The sequence below is a fragment of the Micromonospora sp. TSRI0369 genome, assembly GCF_001905625.1.
Lineage (GTDB): Bacteria > Actinomycetota > Actinomycetes > Mycobacteriales > Micromonosporaceae > Micromonospora > Micromonospora echinospora_A.
Window position 1 is genome coordinate 781,161 of the sequence record NZ_LIVU01000004.1, and the last position, 15,826, is coordinate 796,986.

General features: G+C 74.0%; 11 protein-coding genes. 3 read left to right on the forward strand and 8 right to left on the reverse strand.

The features are described from left to right. Nucleotides 1-46 precede the first annotated feature (46 nt). The 4 genes from folE to AMK25_RS32425 all read right to left on the reverse strand — a co-directional run bounded on the left by folE (nucleotide 47) and on the right by AMK25_RS32425 (nucleotide 4,006). A complete protein-coding gene (folE, locus tag AMK25_RS16580; RefSeq protein ID WP_013288986.1) occupies nucleotides 47-664 on the reverse strand; it encodes a GTP cyclohydrolase I FolE in 618 nt (205 codons plus the stop codon). A gap of 86 nt (nucleotides 665-750) precedes the next feature. Continuing rightward, entirely contained in the window at nucleotides 751-2,760 is a 2,010-nt protein-coding gene (gene ftsH / locus AMK25_RS16585) for an ATP-dependent zinc metalloprotease FtsH (protein WP_073829233.1), read from the reverse strand. Between the two features lie 433 nt (nucleotides 2,761-3,193). Continuing rightward, nucleotides 3,194-3,769, reverse strand: a complete 576-nt coding sequence (gene hpt, locus AMK25_RS16590) for a hypoxanthine phosphoribosyltransferase (RefSeq protein WP_013288988.1) — start codon at nucleotides 3,767-3,769, stop codon at nucleotides 3,194-3,196. A gap of 99 nt (nucleotides 3,770-3,868) precedes the next feature. Continuing rightward, nucleotides 3,869-4,006, reverse strand: coding sequence for a hypothetical protein (locus tag AMK25_RS32425; protein WP_198937533.1), 138 nt, complete (start codon nucleotides 4,004-4,006; stop codon nucleotides 3,869-3,871). 150 nt (nucleotides 4,007-4,156) lie between these two features. Here AMK25_RS32425 and AMK25_RS16595 point away from each other — a divergent pair, with 150 nt between their 5' ends. Further along, nucleotides 4,157-5,116: a GlxA family transcriptional regulator gene (locus AMK25_RS16595; RefSeq protein WP_073829234.1), complete on the forward strand. Its 960-nt coding sequence runs from the start codon at nucleotides 4,157-4,159 to the stop codon at nucleotides 5,114-5,116. A 484-nt stretch (nucleotides 5,117-5,600) separates the two neighbouring features. On the opposite strand, the gene tilS is transcribed toward AMK25_RS16595, so the two are convergent. The 3 genes from tilS to dacB all read right to left on the reverse strand — a co-directional run bounded on the left by tilS (nucleotide 5,601) and on the right by dacB (nucleotide 9,675). Next, complete coding sequence (gene tilS / locus AMK25_RS16600) at nucleotides 5,601-6,530, reverse strand: tRNA lysidine(34) synthetase TilS (protein ID WP_073829369.1); 930 nt, start codon at nucleotides 6,528-6,530, stop codon at nucleotides 5,601-5,603. A gap of 145 nt (nucleotides 6,531-6,675) precedes the next feature. After that, nucleotides 6,676-7,743 carry a zinc-dependent metalloprotease gene (locus AMK25_RS16605; protein ID WP_073829368.1) on the reverse strand — a complete coding sequence of 356 codons (1,068 nt, stop codon included), beginning with the start codon at nucleotides 7,741-7,743 and terminating at the stop codon, nucleotides 6,676-6,678. Between the two features lie 66 nt (nucleotides 7,744-7,809). Continuing rightward, nucleotides 7,810-9,675, reverse strand: coding sequence for a D-alanyl-D-alanine carboxypeptidase/D-alanyl-D-alanine endopeptidase (gene dacB, locus AMK25_RS16610; protein WP_073829235.1), 1,866 nt, complete (start codon nucleotides 9,673-9,675; stop codon nucleotides 7,810-7,812). 154 nt (nucleotides 9,676-9,829) lie between these two features. Between dacB and AMK25_RS16615 the strand changes: the two genes are divergently transcribed. Beyond that, complete coding sequence (locus AMK25_RS16615) at nucleotides 9,830-10,336, forward strand: inorganic diphosphatase (protein WP_013288994.1); 507 nt, start codon at nucleotides 9,830-9,832, stop codon at nucleotides 10,334-10,336. Nucleotides 10,337-10,394: 58 nt separating this feature from the next. On the opposite strand, the gene eccD is transcribed toward AMK25_RS16615, so the two are convergent. Further along, complete coding sequence (eccD, locus tag AMK25_RS16620) at nucleotides 10,395-11,777, reverse strand: type VII secretion integral membrane protein EccD (protein ID WP_073829236.1); 1,383 nt, start codon at nucleotides 11,775-11,777, stop codon at nucleotides 10,395-10,397. Nucleotides 11,778-11,881: 104 nt separating this feature from the next. Between eccD and eccCa the strand changes: the two genes are divergently transcribed. Beyond that, nucleotides 11,882-15,820 (forward strand): type VII secretion protein EccCa, encoded by a 3,939-nt coding sequence (gene eccCa / locus AMK25_RS16625; protein WP_073829237.1) that lies wholly within the window; start codon nucleotides 11,882-11,884, stop codon nucleotides 15,818-15,820. Nucleotides 15,821-15,826: the final 6 nt, after the last annotated feature.

Below are 15,826 nucleotides of genomic sequence, written 5' to 3' on the forward strand. Positions count from 1 at the left end.
CCGCGCCTCCCGGGCGGGAGTACGCGGCCGTCGGTGGATTGCCGGGTCAGCGGGCCATGATCAGTGCCATCGCCTCGGCCCGGGACTTGGCGTCGTTCTGGAGGCCGCCGCGCACCGCCGAGGTGATCGTCTTCGCGCCGGACTTCTGGATGCCGCGCATCGCCATGCACATGTGCTCGCACTCCAGCACCACGATGACGCCGCGCGGGGCGAGGCTGGACATCAGCAGGTCGGCGATCTGCGAGGTGAGCCGCTCCTGCACCTGCGGCCGCCGGGCGAACACCTCGACCAGCCGGGCCAGCTTGGACAGGCCGGTGATCCGGCCGTCCGGGCCGGGGATGTAGCCGATGTGCGCGCTGCCCCGGAACGGCAGCAGGTGGTGCTCGCAGAGGCTCATCACGTCGATGTCCCGGACGAGCACCAGTTCCTCGTGGTTGGCCTCGAAGGTGGTACGCAGCACCTGCGCCGGGTCGACCCGCAGGCCGGCGAAGAGCTCGGCGTACGCACGGGCGACCCGGGCCGGGGTCTGCTGGAGGCCGTCGCGGTCCGGGTCCTCGCCGACCGCGATGAGGATCTCGCGGACGGCCTTCTCGATCCGGGCGAGGTCGACGCTGTCTTCCACCGGGCCACCTGTCAGCTTGCCGCTGATCAGGCGCGCGGCCACGTAGTCGAGCGCGTCGTCGCCGTCGGGCTCGGTCGCGGAGACGGCCGACTCCCTGTGCGGGGAGCCGGCCGTCGTCGGATCGCTGTTCAGTGCGTACCGTCCGAGTTGTTGCTGGACCCGCCGACGGAGGCGCCATCGGCCTGGGCCTGCGCCTTCAGCGCCTCCTTCTCGGCCGGGGTGAGCACCGGCGGCTCGGTGGAGGGCAGACGCTTGCCGAAGCCGTGGTACGGCGCCATCGGCGGGCGCTTCACGACGCGCGCGCAGATGCGGGCCATGTCGGCGGTGGAGAGCGTCTCCTTCTCCATCAGCTCCAGGACCATGTTGTCCAGGACGTCCCGGTATTCCACCAGGATCTCCCAGGCCTCGTCGTGGGCCAGCTCGATCAGCGCACGCATCTCGCCGTCGATCTCGGCGGCCACCGCGTCGGAGTAGTCCCGCTCGTGGCCCATGTTGCGGCCGAGGAACGGCTCGTCGCCGCTGGTGCCGTACTTGATCGCACCGAGCTTGGAGCTCATGCCGTACTGCGTGATCATCGCGCGGGCCAGCTGGGTGGCCTTCTCGATGTCGTTGCCGGCGCCGGTGGTCGGCTCGTGGAAGACCAGTTCCTCGGCCGCCCGGCCACCCAGCGCGTACGCCAGGGTGTCGATCATCTCGGCCCGGGTCTGGGTGTACTTGTCCTCGGTCGGGAGGACGAGCGTGTGACCCAGCGAGCGACCCCGGGACAGGATGGTCACCTTGTGCACCGGCGCGGCGTGCGGCAGCGCCCAGGCGACCAGCGCGTGCCCACCCTCGTGGTACGCGGTGATCTTCTTCTCCTGGTCGCTCATCACCCGGGTCCGGCGCTGCGGACCGGCGATCACCCGGTCGATCGACTCCTCCAGGGAGTCGTTGGTGATCGCCCGCTGCTCCTTACGAGCGGTGAGCAGCGCGGCCTCGTTGATCACGTTGGCCAGGTCGGCGCCGCTGAAGCCCGGGGTACGCCGGGCGACCGCGTCGAGGTCGACGTCGGGCGTGAACGGCTTGCCCTTGGCGTGCACCCGCAGGATCGCCTTGCGGCCCTCCATGTCGGGGGCGTCGACCGGGATCTGCCTGTCGAACCGGCCCGGGCGCAGCAGCGCCGGGTCGAGGATGTCCGGCCGGTTGGTGGCGGCGATCAGGATGACGCCGCCCTTGGTGTCGAAGCCGTCCATCTCGACCAGGAGCTGGTTGAGCGTCTGCTCCCGCTCGTCGTGGCCGCCGCCCATGCCGGCGCCACGGTGCCGGCCGACCGCGTCGATCTCGTCGACGAAGACGATCGCCGGGGCGTTCGACTTGGCCTGCTCGAACAGGTCGCGGACCCGGCTGGCGCCGACACCGACGAACATCTCCACGAAGTCGGAGCCGGAGATGGAGTAGAAAGGCACCCCGGCCTCGCCGGCCACCGCGCGGGCGAGCAGCGTCTTACCGGTTCCGGGCGGGCCGAACAGCAGCACGCCCTTCGGGATCTTGGCGCCGAGAGCCTGGTACTTCGCCGGGTTCTGCAGGAAGTCCTTGATCTCGTGCAGTTCCTCGACGGCCTCCTCGGCCCCGGCCACGTCCGCGAAGGTGGTCTTCGGCGTGTCCTTGGTGATCATCTTCGCCTTGGACTTGCCGAAGTTGAGCACCCGCGAGCCGCCACCCTGCATCTGCGACATGAAGAACAGCAGCAGGAGCACGAGAAGCGCGATGGGAAGCAGGTTGACCAGCAGGCTGACCCAGATGCTGTCCGACGACACCTTGGTGTCGACCGGGCCGGTGATCCGGTCCGCCGCCTCGGCCTCGCGGACCTGGTTCCAGACCTGGCCGCCGACCTCGTACGGGAACTGCGCCTCGATCTTGTCGGTGGTGGTGTCGTCGCCGAACTTGGCCTTGTCCTTCAGGTCGAGCTGGAGCGTCTGCTCCTTGTCCTGGAAGACGACCTTCTCGATGCCGCCCTTGTTGAGCTGGTCGAGCGCGACGGAAGTGTCCACCCGGTGGTAGCTGGGACCAGCGGTGAACAGTTGACTGAGCACGACGGCGCCGAGGATGACCAGGATGATCCAGACCACCGGTCGGCGGAAGAAACGCGTACGTTCCATGCTGTTGTCGGGTGCCGAGGCGCCCGCATCCTCCTGATCGACGTCCTGACCGTCTGAATGGTGTCGCCGCCTTGAGCGGCGGCCGGGGCCGCCGTGCGGGCCGGCCCGACCCCCGGGGCACGCAAACTGCCGCACCACGGTCATTCGACGGTACACCGTGCGCGCGAGGAGTGAGCTTGCGAGCCCCGCAGTCGCGCACATTCGAAACCTCGGCGCGCGCGACGCGTGAGCTTGCGAGCCCGGCACTTACGCGTAGGGCGAACCCGGGTTTGGGGCCGGCGTGGCGGGGAGCTCCGCACCCGGCCCACCCACACCGCACGGTCAGCGGTTCAGGGGGTCGGGCGTGGAGGGTGCCTCCACGTCACCGGCCCCTACCGTAGACCGGAAGGCTGAGAGCCCGCTGAATGTCCGCTGACGAAGCGCTCGGCGGGCCTCACGCCCGGGCGTACACCTCGGGCTTGAGCACCCCGACGTAGGGCACCTCGCGGTAGCGCTCGCCGAAGTCGAGGCCGTAGCCCACTACGAACTCGGTCGGGATGTCGAATCCGACGTACTTGACCGGGACCTGCACCTTGACCGCGTCCGGCTTGCGGAACAGCGCGACCACCTCGACGCTCGCCGCGGAGCGCGACTCCAGGTAGCGCAGCAGCCAGGACAGCGTCAGGCCGGAGTCGACGATGTCCTCGACCACCACCACGTGCCGGCCGGCGATGTCCCGGTCCAGGTCCTTGAGGATGCGAACCACGCCGGACGAGGTGGTGCCCTGGCCATAGGAGGAGACGGCCATGAACTCCAGCTCGGCGGGCGGGCCCTGGCGGCCCAGCGCGCGGGCGAAGTCGGCCATGAACATGACCGCGCCCTTCAGTACACAGACGAGCAGGAGGCCGTCCTCGACGTGCGCGTAGTCCGCCGAGACCTGCTTGGCCAGCTCCGCGGTCTTGTCGCGGATCTGGGCCTCCGAGATGATCACGTGGTCGATGTCGGCGTCGTACCAGGAGCCGTCAGCCATGCTCCTAGCCTGCCGTACGCCCCACGGCCGTCGTCGGCGGGGCCGCCCCTTTTGGCGCGGTCCCGCCGGGGATTTTCGGCGCGATCTGAACAAATCACCTCAGCAGGTACGGGAGCGCCAGCGCTGCCCGTCGTCGCTCGGCTTCCAGTCGGCCGAGTCGCGGGTGTCGGCGGTGAGCCCGAAGGCGCTGGCACCGATGAGGAGAAGCAGGAAAACCAGGAACAACAGAACGGTCATGGCGGCGCTCACTTTCGTATGGTTGAGACCTTTTTCGCCGCCGGTGCGCACCGGACACCATTGATTCTGCGAGGAATCGACCGATGGGGACAGTGGCAGGAATGTCATTGGGCATCGATTTCCTGCCACCTGTCGGGTTACCCTCGTCACATGCTCCGCTCGGTCGCCGTCATCGTCATGGACCAGGTCGCCGCGTTCGAGCTCGGCGTGCTCGCCGAGGTCTTCGGCACCGACCGCACCGCCGACGGCTTCCCCAGCTACCGGTTCGACGTCTGCACCGCCGACGGCAGCCCCGCCCGCAGCCGCTCCGGATTCCTGCTCACCCCCACCGCCGACCTCACAGTGGTCGAGGACGCCGACCTGGTGGCGGTGCCCGCACACGCCGACGGCGCCCCGATACCCGAGCCGGTCCTCGCCGCGCTGCGCCGCGCCGCCGACCGGGACGCCTGGCTGCTCAGCGTCTGCGCCGGCGCGTTCGTCCTCGGCGAGGCCGGCGTGCTCGACGGACGCGACTGCACCACCCACTGGCGGTACACCGACGAGCTCCAGCGGCGCTTCCCGGCCGCCAGGGTGCAGTGCGACTCGCTCTACGTGCAGGACGGCCGGCTGCTCACCAGCGCCGGCACCGCCGCCGGCATCGACGCCTGCCTGCACCTGGTACGCCAGGAGCACGGCTCGGCCGTGGCGACCCGGCTGGCCCGCCGGATGGTGGTGCCGCCGCACCGCGACGGCGGCCAGTCGCAGTACGTCGAGGCGCCGATCCCGAAGGCGCCCGAGGCGCCCACCCTGGAACCGGTGCTGGAGTGGCTGATGGGACACCTCCGCCGGCCGGTGACAGTGGACGAGTTGGCCGCGCGCGCCGGAATGGCCCCGCGTACGTTCGCCCGCCGGTTCCGCGCCGAGACCGGCACCACCCCGCACGACTGGGTGACCAACCAGCGGGTGCTGCTGGCCCGGCACCTGCTGGAGGACACCACGCTGAGCGTGGAGGGCGTCGCCGAGCAGGCCGGCTTCGGCGACGCGGCGGCGCTGCGCCACCACTTCACCCGCCGGGTCGGCACCACCCCGCTCGCCTACCGCACCACCTTCCGCGAACGCACAACCGCCTGACGCTCCGCGCTCGGTCCACCCCGCTTCCCCTGGTCCGCTCGCTCCGCCCTGGTCTGCCCACCCTGGCCACCCCAGCCCGATCCGATCCGGCCCGGCCCGATCCGGCCCGGCCCGGCCCGGCCCGGCCCGGGCGATCATGAGGTTGACCGTGCGTTCCGTCCGTTTCCTCCCCGCCAACCTCATGATCACCACCCCGGTGGGTCCTCTCCCCGCCCCGCAACCGTGATCAAGGAGTTTGCGGGCTGCCAGAGGCGTGAAGTGGACACAAAGCCCTTGATCACCGCCAGGTGAGGCGGGGCGGGGCGAAGCCGGGCGAGGTGAGGCGGGACGGGGCCAGGAAGGGCGAGGCGGGAGGAGCGAACGCCGCGGGGCGCCAGGTCGCCGGAGTGGCGGCATCAGGGCGTGGGTGATGCCGCCACCTCCCCGAAGTGGCGGCGCGAATCAGTTGGCTCACCGGTCAGGGGGCAGCCGGCTGGATCACCGGTCAGGGCAGGAGGTGACCGGCCTGGCGGCGTACCTGGTGGCCGCCGGGGAGGTACACCGGGCCCTGCCCCCGCCAGGCCGTGACCAGGGCGTCCAGCGCTGCCACGTGAGTGTGGGACAGCGCGGCCGGCGCCGCGCCCAGCTCGCGGGCCCAGGCGTGCAACACCCGGGTACGCACGGCAGCCGGCAACTCGGCGAGCCCGGGCACGGACAGCCCACCACCCTCGGTCCGGACGTCGGCGAGCGCGGTGTCGGCGATCGCGTCGAGCGCGGCGTTGTCGGCCGCGAGCAGTCCGGCGGTACGGGCCAGGTTCGCCACCACCCCCGGTCCGAGCGCGTCGACGAGTGCCGGCAGCGCGTCGGCTCGGACCCGGGCCCGGGCGTACGCGGGATCGACGTTGTGCGGGTCCGCCCACGGGTCGAGCCCGAGCGCGGCGCAGGCGGCCCGGGTGTCGGCACGCGCGAGGTCGAGCAGCGGGCGCAACAGGGGTACCCCGTCGACGTCGCGCCGCTGCGGCATGCCGGACAGCCCTCGCGGTCCGGCGCCCCGGGCCAGCGCCAGCAGGACAGTCTCGGCCTGGTCGTCGCGTGTGTGCCCGAGCAGCACCCCGGCCGCGTGGTGCCGGCGGGCGGCCGCGACCAGCGCCTCGTACCGGGCCTCGCGGGCGGCGGACTCGGGGCCGCCGGGCCGGCCGTCCACGCGTACCGGAAGCACCTCGACCGGGTCGAGCCCTGCGGCACGGGCCCACTCGGCGACCGCCTCGGCCTGCTCGGCGGACCCGGGTTGCAGGCCGTGGTCGACTGTCACCAGGCCCGCCGGGCGGCCGAGGCGGGGAGCCACGAACGCGGTGGCGGCGGCGAGCGCGAGCGAGTCCGCGCCACCGGAGCAGGCGACCAGCACCGGGCCGGTGCCGGGCAGGCCGGTCAGCATCCGGCGCACGGCGAGCCGCACGGCGGCGACGGCGGGAGCGGGCGACGGAGAACGGCGCGATCGAGCGCCGGAGTCGGCCCGGCCAGGGCGATCCACCGAGCAGACCGGATCAGCCGAGCCCAGCGGACCAGCCGGGCCGGGCGGGTCAGCCGACGGGCGGGGTGGCACCGGCGGGCCCGTGTACGCGGTTCACCCAGGCGTCCGGGTCGCCCAGTTCGTCCAGGCGGGGCAGCGTCAGCGGAGACGAGAAGATCTTGTTGAAGCCGGCCATGCCGACCCGGTCCACCACGCCGTGCACGAACTTGCGGCCCTCCGCGTACTGGCGCATCTTGACCTCGATGCCGAGCAGCCGCCGGATCGCCTTCTCCAGCGGGTTGCCGGACTCGCGGCGGCGGTTGAACGCCGCCCGGATCGACTCGACGCTGGGGATGACCTGCGGGCCCACGCCGTCCATCACGAACTCGGCGTGCCCCTCCAGCAGCGTCATCAGCGCGGTCAGCCGGTCCAGCACGGCGCGCTGCGCCGGGGTCTGCACGATGTCCAGCACGCTGGCCCGGCTCTCCGGGTCCTTGATCGCGTCGGAGAGCGTCGCCACGCCGCGGCGCAGTCGCTCCAGCAGGTGCTCGCCGCCCTGGGAGGCGTCCACGAACGCCTGCACCTCGCCGAGGAAGTACGCGCGCATCCACGGCACGGCCGTGAACTGGGTGCGGTGGGTGACCTCGTGCAGGCACACCCAGAGCCGGAAGTCGCGCGAGTTCGCGCCGAGCTTCCGCTCGACCTCGAGGATGTTCGGGGCCACCAGCAGCAGCTGACCGGGGTCACCGGCGAAGACCTCGTACTGGCCGAGCACGCGGCCGCTCAGGTACGCCAGCACGGTCCCGGCCTGCACACCCGTCACGCGGGAGCCGATCGCCTCGGTGAGCGCGCCCGGTCGCTTGTCGCCGGAGAGGCGCTCGACGAGCGGGGACACCACCTCACGCAGCCCGGCGATGTTCGCCGCGGCCCAGTCCCGGCGGTCGACCACGCGTACCGGCGGGTGGGCGACCTGCGCGCGCAGGCCGGTGTAGTCGGCGACGTGCCCGGCCGCCTCGTCGGTCAGCCGACGCAGGTCGCCGACGACGTCGGTGGCCTCGGCGTACGACACCCGAGGGCCCGACTTGCTCAGCGCCCCCGCTGTCGCGGCGGCCAGATCCCAGTCCACGAACTGCGCCATGAACCCACCGTACCCGCGCCGGAACACCCCTACCCGGGCTCGCGCCCGCCGATCGACGCCCGTCGGTCAGCGGCAGCCGCACCCGGCCAGCGCGGAGGTGATCCGGTCCAGGGCCGCCCGGGTCTCGTCCAGCGAGCCCTGCGTCCGGTCGGTGAGCACGGCGAACGTGAGCAGCCGGCCGTCGGCGGTGGTGACCGTGCCGGCGATGGCGTTGACCCCGCTGAGCGTGCCGGTCTTGGCGCGCACCACGCCCGCGCCGGCGCTTGTCGCCGCCGCCCGGTAGCGCTCGTCGAGCGTGCCGGACCAGCCGCCGACCGGCAGGCCGCCGAAGATCGCGGCGAGTTCGGGGTGACTGCCGTTGCCGGCGAGCGTGATCAGGTCGGTGAGCAGCGAAGGGCTGATCCGGTTGGTGCGGGACAGGCCGCTGCCGTCGGCCAGGCTGATCTCGCCGGCCGGCAGGCCCAGTTCGCCGAGCACCTGGCCGGTGGCCGCCGCGCCGCCGGCGAACGAGCCGGGCTTGCCCTTGGCGAGCGCCACCTGGCGGGCCATCGCCTCGGCGATCACGTTGTCGCTGTCGCTGATCATGATGTCGACCAGCCGGATCATCGGCAGCGACTCGACGGTGCCCAGTTCGGCGCCGGGGGCCGTACCGGTGGCGCCGGACGCGGCCGGTGCCGTGCCCCGGGTCACCTGGGCCGCGCCGCCGGTGAGCCCGAGCAGCTTGGCGAACTGCCGCCCGGCGGTCAGGTCGGGCTGGGGCACCCGTTCGGCGGCGTGGTTGGTCTGCTCGGCGGTGCGTCGCGCCTCTGCCGGGTTCTTCCGGGCGCCGTCGGTCATCAGCGCGGTGATCGCCGCGCCGAACCCGCCGGTCGGGATGTCCGAGTCCCAGCCGGGCTCGAAGACCGGGCCGGTGAACAGCGACGAGTCGACGATCACCTCGGTCGGCGCGGTGCCGCCGAGCGCGTTGCGCACCTGGGCGGCGAGGTCGTCCAGCCGGGCCGCGCCCGGGTAGAAGCCGTCCTTGTCCACGGCGAGCGTGGGGTCACCGCCGCCGACCAGGACCACCTCGCCCGGGTTCGCGCCGGCCACCGCCTTCGTCGGAATCCGGTAGGCCGGGCCGCGCGCCGCGAGCACCGCCACGCCGGTCGCCAGCTTGGTCACCGAGGCGGGCACCGTGGGGGTGTCCTGGCCGCTGCCGTAGAGCGCCTGGCCGGTGCTCACGTCGGCCACCGACAGGTGGACCCGGTCGCCGAGCGCGGCGGCGCGTACCAGCGGGTCCAGGGCGGCGCGGATTCCGGCCTCGGTGGGCAGCGGGGCGTTGCCGTCCGGCCCGGCCAGCACGGCCGGCGGGGTCGGTTCGGGCGGTGCGGCGACCGCCGTACCCGAAGCGTCGTCGTCGCCCAGCCAGCCCGCGACCGGACCGGGCCGGAACACGGCCAGCCCGGCGACCGCCAGGACCAGCACCAGCACGCACGCGAGCGCCGCGACCAGCCGGAAGCGGCGGCGCGGTGAGGCCGGGGGCGGGGAGGGCGGGGGCGGCGCGGCGCCGGCCGGCGGGACCGGCGGGCTCACCGGGATCGGACCCGGCGCACCGGGCCAGCTCACCGGCGCCGTGGGATCATGCGCCGGGCCGACACGGGCCGACCCGGTCGCGGGATCGTGCGCCGGGCCGACGCGGGCCGATCCGGTCGCGCCGCCGGGGCCGTCGTGCGGCTGCCCGAAGCGGGCGCCGTCCTGCGGTTGGCCGAAACGAGCCTGGCCGGGCCCGTCGTGCGGGCGGCCGACGGAAGCGGAGCCGGTGGCCGGAGCCGGACGGTGGGGGACGTTCGCACCCGGGACGGACACCCGGCCGGTGGCGCCACCGGAACCGGAACCCCCGGAAGCGGACCCGTCAACCCTCTCGGGGCGGTAGTGTGAATCTTCCCTCCCCACGGCCCCCTCCTCCCCGCTCGAAATCGCCTTGGGCGACACTACTTCGGTCCGAACACTATGCGGCGGCCGAGGCCGGCGGGGGGCGTTCCCCCCGCGCCGGGGGTGAGCCGCTGGTTTCCGTTAGCCAGCGTGGGCAAACGAGGGAGCGTGGAAGATGGATTTCGACGTCACGGTTGAGATCCCCAAGGGTCACCGCAACAAGTACGAGGTAGACCACGCGACCGGCCGCATCCGGCTGGACCGTACCCTCTTCACCTCCACGCAGTACCCGGCTGACTACGGCTTCATCGAGGGCACCCTCGGCGAGGACGGCGACCCGCTGGACGCGCTGGTGCTGGTGCCCGAGCCGACCTTCCCCGGCTGCCTGATCCGCTGCCGCACCATCGGCATGTTCCGGATGACGGACGAGAAGGGCGGCGACGACAAGGTCCTCTGCGTGCCCTACGAGGACCCGCGCCAGGAGCACCTGCGCGACATCCACCACCTGGGCGAGTTCGACCGGCTGGAGATCCAGCACTTCTTCGAGGTCTACAAGGACCTGGAGCCGGGCAAGTCGGTCGAGGGCGCGACCTGGGTCGGCCGCGTCGAGGCCGAGGCGGAGATCGCCGCCTCGTACCGGCGGGCCAAGGAGGCCGAGGAGCGCGGCGAGACGCTGCACTGACGCCCACGCTTTCGCCGGAGGCCCGGGTCGCGCTTCGCGACCCGGGCCTTCGCGCGTCTCAGGCGAGCAGGTCGCGGGCCCGGTCGTAGAGGCCCAGCACCGCGCAGGCCACCGGCACGACCGCGACCACCAGCGTGGTGTCGGTCAGGTCGGCCAGCCGGCCGAGGTACGGGGAGACCGGTCGCCGGGCGTACGTGGCGCCCGCGGTGACCGCCGCCAGGGCCAGCGCCAGCCCGCCCACGGCCAGCGCGAACCGGCCGGCCGGACCGGCGCGTTCGGCCAGCACCGCGCCGAGCAGGGCGTACCCGGCGAGCCCGGCGACGACGGCGGGCACCCGGTGGCGTACGGCCACGAACAGCCGGGAGCGCAGCAGCAGCACCCCGGCGGCGACGGCGGCCAGCAGCAACCCGGCGGTCCGGCCGGTGGCGACGAGCACCGCGACCGCGCCGACCGCGAGCAGCGCGTGGCCGAGCAGCATCCCGGTCAGCACCTCCTCGGCGCGCGCCACCGCCGCGTGCACCCGGCCCCGGTCCGGCAGGTCCCGGGTGCCGGCCGGGCTGGGCAGGGTGAGCGGCGGCAGCGGCAGCTTGCCGACCCGGATCGCCAGCAGCGGCAGCCCGCCGAGCGCGAACACCAGCACGGCGAGCAGGACTGCGGCGGCGCCGGCCGGGTCGAGCAGCAGCCCGCCGAGCGCGGACACCACACCGGCCACGCCCACCGTCACCCCGGCCACGAAGACCCGGGACCGGCTGGCCACGCCGAGCAGCCCGAGCACCGCCACCAGCAGCAGCGCCACCGAGCCGACCAGCAGTTCCGGTGCGCCCACCCAGCGCAGGCCGGGAATCGGGCCGACCGGATCGCCGGAGGCGACGGCGAGCGCGCCGGCCGTCGCCGCCCAGGGCAGCGCGTACCCGCCGAGGGTGGCGCCGACGGCACCGTCCCCGTACGCCCGGGAGGCAGCGGTGGCGGTGAGCACCAGGATCAGGGCGACCGCGGCGGCGACCGGCCAGCCGCGTTCGCCCGGACCGGCCGCGACCACGGCGACCAGCCCGACCGCCAGGGGTACGGCGGCGCCGCCCAGCGCGGCGGCCCGGGTGGCGCGGGCCGACCAGGCGGCGCCCCGGCGCCGGGCCCCGTCGACGATCGCCTCGACCACGTCGTCGTACTCCAGCTCGGGCCACTCGGCACGGGCCGGCACGAGGTGCAGCACCTCGCCGTCGCGGACGCCCTGCGGCAGCAGCGCCTGCGCGGTGGCGAGCACCCCGCCGTCGGTACGGCGCAGCACCCACCCGCCGTGCCGTTCACCGTCGTCGGCCAGCCCTTCCCCGGCGTGCCGGAGCACCTCGGGCAGCAGCTCGGCCAGGGGGACCTGCTCCGGCAGGGCCACGTCGACCCGCCGCCGGGGCGCGCTGATGGTGACCCGGGCGAGCCCGCTTGTCATCGAGGCATCTCCATATCGATCGGCAGCAGTGGGCTGACGGACGAGAGGACTTTACCTACGATGAGCCAGGCTCGGGTTACCCAGAGCCACTTGGGGGAGGGTGAGTGTCCACTGTCGTCATCAAGCGGCCGCCACGCCGCCCGGCGCCGGAGATCCCGGTCGGCGAGCTGCCGGTCGAGGCGCCGCCGGAGATCCCGGTGGCGACCGGCGGGCGCTGGCAGCAGGCGCTGATGGTGCTGCCGATGCTCGGCGGGACGGTGGCCATGGCGATGATGTTCGGCCGGGGCGGCGGGGCCTACTCGTACGTGGTGGGCGGCATGTTCGGCCTCTCCTCGCTGGCGATGCTGGTGACCACCTGGGGCAGTGCCGGGCCGAAGAAGTCCGAGCTGATGGCCGCCCGCCGGGAGTACCTGCGGCACCTGGCCACGCTGCGCCGCCGGGTGCGGGAGACCGCCGGCGCGCAGCGGGCCGGGCTGTCCTACCGACACCCCGACCCGGGCCGGCTCTGGTCGACAGTCGACAGCCACCGGGTCTGGGAGCGGCGGCCGGGCGACGCGGACTTCGCCGTGGTCCGGGTCGGTGTCGGGCCGCAGACGCTGGCCACCCCGCTGGTGCCGCCGGTCACCCGCCCGCTGGAGGAGCTGGAGCCGATGACGGCCGGGGCGCTGCGGCGCTTCCTGGACGCGTACTCGGTGGTGCCGGACCTGCCGGTGGCGCTGTCGCTGCGCAGTTTCGCCCGGGTCTTCGTGCGCGGCCCGGCGGGCCCGGTACGCGGCGCCGGGTCGCCCGCCGCGCAGGCGCTGGCCCGCGCGGTGCTCACCCAGCTCGCCGTCTTCCACGCCCCGGACGAGCTGCTGATCGCGGTCTGCTCCGGGCCGGAACGCCGGGCCGCCTGGGAGTGGGTCAAGTGGCTGCCGCACGTCCACCACCCGAGCCGCACCGACGCGCTCGGGCCGGTGCGGCTGGTCACCAGCTCCGCCGCCGACCTGGAACGGCTGCTCCACGACGTGCTCGGCGCCCGGTCGCGGTTCAGTCCGCACGGCGTGGCCACGGACGGGCCGCACGTCGTGGTGGTGCTCGACGGCGGCGACCTGACCGGGGCCACCGACCTGGCCGGCGACGGCGGCATCGACGCGGTCACCGTGCTCGACCTGGACACCCCGCCGCCCCGGCTGCTCGACCGGTACGCGCTCCTGCTCGACCTGGTCGACGGCCGGCTGCACTCGCATTCCGCCGAGGGGCACGCCGAGGTGGGCGCCGCCGACGCGCTGCCGGCCGCCGACGCCGAGGCGGTCGCCCGGCGGCTCGCGCCGCTGCGGCTCGCCGGCCCGGTACGCGGGCCGGACGCGCCGCCCGGCGCCGAACCCGGGTTGCCGGAGCTGCTCGGGCTCGGCGACCCGGACGGCTTCACCGCCGAGCAGGGCTGGGCGCCCCGGGCGGCGCGGGACCGGCTGCGGGTGCCGATCGGGGTGGGCGCCGACGGTGGCGCGATCGACCTCGACCTGAAGGAGTCGGCGCAGGACGGCATGGGCCCGCACGGCCTGCTGATCGGCGCGACCGGCTCGGGCAAGTCGGAGCTGCTGCGCACGCTCGTGCTCGGCCTGGCCGCCACGCACAGCTCGGAGCAGCTCAACTTCGTGCTCGTCGACTTCAAGGGCGGCGCCACGTTCGCGCCGTTCGAGCGGCTGCCGCACACCGCCGCGGTGATCACCAACCTGGCCGACGCGCTACCGCTGGTGGACCGGATGGTGGACGCGATAAACGGTGAGCTGATGCGCCGGCAGGAGTTGCTGCGCCGGGCGGGCAACTTCGCGAGCGTGCGCGACTACGAGCGCGCCCGGGCGGCCGGCTCGCCGCTGGCCCCGCTGCCGTCGCTGTTGCTGATCTGCGACGAGTTCTCCGAGCTGCTGTCGGCCAAGCCCGACTTCATCGACCTGTTCGTGCAGATCGGCCGCCTGGGCCGCTCGCTCGGGGTGCACCTGCTGCTGGCCAGCCAGCGGCTGGAGGAGGGGCGGTTGCGCGGGCTGGACACGCACCTGTCGTACCGGATCGGGTTGCGCACGTTCTCGGCGCTGGAGTCCCGGACGGTGCTCGGCGTGCCGGACGCGCACGAACTGCCGCGCAGCCCGGGGCACGGTTACCTGCGTTCCGGCACCGACCCGCTGGTGCGGTTCAAGGCCGCGTACGTATCCGGCGCGGTCCGCCGCCGCGGCGGGCCGGCGGGCGCGGCCGGCGCCGGTGAGGCACGGGTGCTCGCCTTCTCCACCCATCTGGTGCCGGTGCCCGAGCCGGCCACGCCCGCCGCGCTCCCCGCCAAGGACGACAGCGGCGAGACGCTGCTCGACCTGCTGGTGGACCGGCTGGCCGGGCAGGGCCCACCGGCGCACCAGGTGTGGCTGCCCCCGCTGGACTCCTCGCCCGCCCTGGACGAGCTGCTCGGTCCGGTCGGCGTCGACCCGGTACGCGGGCTCACCGTCGCCAACCCGGAGCTGCACGGGGCGCTCCAGGTGCCGGTGGCGGTGGTGGACAAGCCGTTCGAGCAGCGGCGCGACCTGCTCTGGCTGGCCCTGGACGGCGCGGCCGGGCACGTCGCGGTCGTCGGTACCACCCGCAGCGGCCGGTCCGGCCTGCTGCGCACCCTGGTCTGCGCGCTCGCGCTCACCCACACCCCGGCCGAGGTGCAGGTCTACTGCCTCGACTTCGGCAGCGGGACGCTCGGCGCGCTGCGCGACCTGCCCCACGTGGGTGGCGTCAGCGGGCGCTCCGACGGCACCTCCGTGCGCCGTACCGTCGGCGAGGTCGCCGGCCTGCTCGCCGAGCGGGAGCGGCGCTTCGCCGAGGCGGGCGTGGAGTCGATGGCCGCGTGGCGACGGCGCCGGGCGGCGGGCGCCACCGACGCCTTCGGCGACGTGTTCCTGGTCGTGGACGGCTGGAACACGTTGCGAGGTGAGTACGAGGATCTGGAACCGCTCGTCACCGAACTCGCCACCCGGGGCCTGGCGTACGGGGTGCACGTGGTGGCGAGCGCGCTGCGCTGGTCGGACTTCCGCCCGGCGATCCGCGACCTGTTCGGCTCCCGGCTGGAGTTGCGCCTGGGTGACCCGGCCGACTCGGTGGTGGCCAAGCGCGCGCTGGCGGCGACGGTGCCGGAGGAGCGGCCGGGGCGGGGCATCACCGCCGGCGGGTTGCACTTCCTCACCGCCGTACCCCGGGTGGACGCGCTCGGCGGCGAGACCGCCGATCTGGTGAAGGCGGTCGCCGGGGCGTGGACCGGTCCGGTGGCGCCCCGGGTACGGCTGCTGCCGCCGGTGCTGCCGTACGCCGAGCTGGACCAGAGCGCGACGACCGGGCTGGCGTTCCCGATCGGCATCGCGGAGGCGGACCTCGCCCCGGTGGTGCTGGACTTCGCCACCGAGCCGAACTTCGTGGTCTTCGGCGACGCCGAGTGCGGCAAGTCGTCGTTCCTGCGCGCGCTCGCCACGTCGATCGTCAACCGGTTCACCCCGGAGCAGGCCCGGGTGATGCTCGTGGACTACCGGCGCAGCCTGATGGGCGTGATCGACACTCCACACCTGATCGGGTACGGCACGGCGGCGCCGCACACCACCGAGCTGATCGAGTCGGCCGCCAGCTACCTCCAGGGGCGGCAGCCCGGGCCGGAGGTGACCCCGGCCCAGTTGCGCAGCCGGTCGTGGTGGAAAGGGCCGGAGCTGTTCGTGCTGGTGGACGACTACGACCTGGTGGCCGGTGGGCCGACCAACCCGCTGCGCGCGCTGGAGGAGCATCTGCCGCACGCCCGGGACGTCGGGCTGCATCTGGTGCTGGCACGGCGGACCGGCGGGGCGGGACGGACCGCGTACGAGCCGATCGTGCAGCGGTTGCGGGAGTTGTCCACGGCCGGACTGGTGATGTCGGGCGGCCCGGAGGAGGGCGCGCTCGTCGGTCAGGTCAAGGCCGGTCCGCTGCCGCCGGGCCGGGCCCGTCTGGTCACCCGTCGTGAGGGGGTGCGCCTGGTGCAGTTGGCGCATCTCCCGCCCGGGTGATCCGAG

Bases quoted from the DNA above. Each gene is read 5' to 3' on its own strand.
- hpt (WP_013288988.1), bottom strand. From the start codon at position 3,769: ATGGCTGACGGCTCCTGGTACGACGCCGACATCGACCACGTGATCATC.
- AMK25_RS16595 (WP_073829234.1), top strand. From the start codon at position 4,157: ATGCTCCGCTCGGTCGCCGTCATCGTCATGGACCAGGTCGCCGCGTTC.
- ftsH (WP_073829233.1), bottom strand. From the start codon at position 2,760: ATGGAACGTACGCGTTTCTTCCGCCGACCGGTGGTCTGGATCATCCTG.
- AMK25_RS16615 (WP_013288994.1), top strand. From the start codon at position 9,830: ATGGATTTCGACGTCACGGTTGAGATCCCCAAGGGTCACCGCAACAAG.
- AMK25_RS32425 (WP_198937533.1), bottom strand. From the start codon at position 4,006: ATGACCGTTCTGTTGTTCCTGGTTTTCCTGCTTCTCCTCATCGGTGCC.
- eccD (WP_073829236.1), bottom strand. From the start codon at position 11,777: ATGACAAGCGGGCTCGCCCGGGTCACCATCAGCGCGCCCCGGCGGCGG.
- tilS (WP_073829369.1), bottom strand. From the start codon at position 6,530: ATGCTGACCGGCCTGCCCGGCACCGGCCCGGTGCTGGTCGCCTGCTCC.
- AMK25_RS16605 (WP_073829368.1), bottom strand. From the start codon at position 7,743: ATGGCGCAGTTCGTGGACTGGGATCTGGCCGCCGCGACAGCGGGGGCG.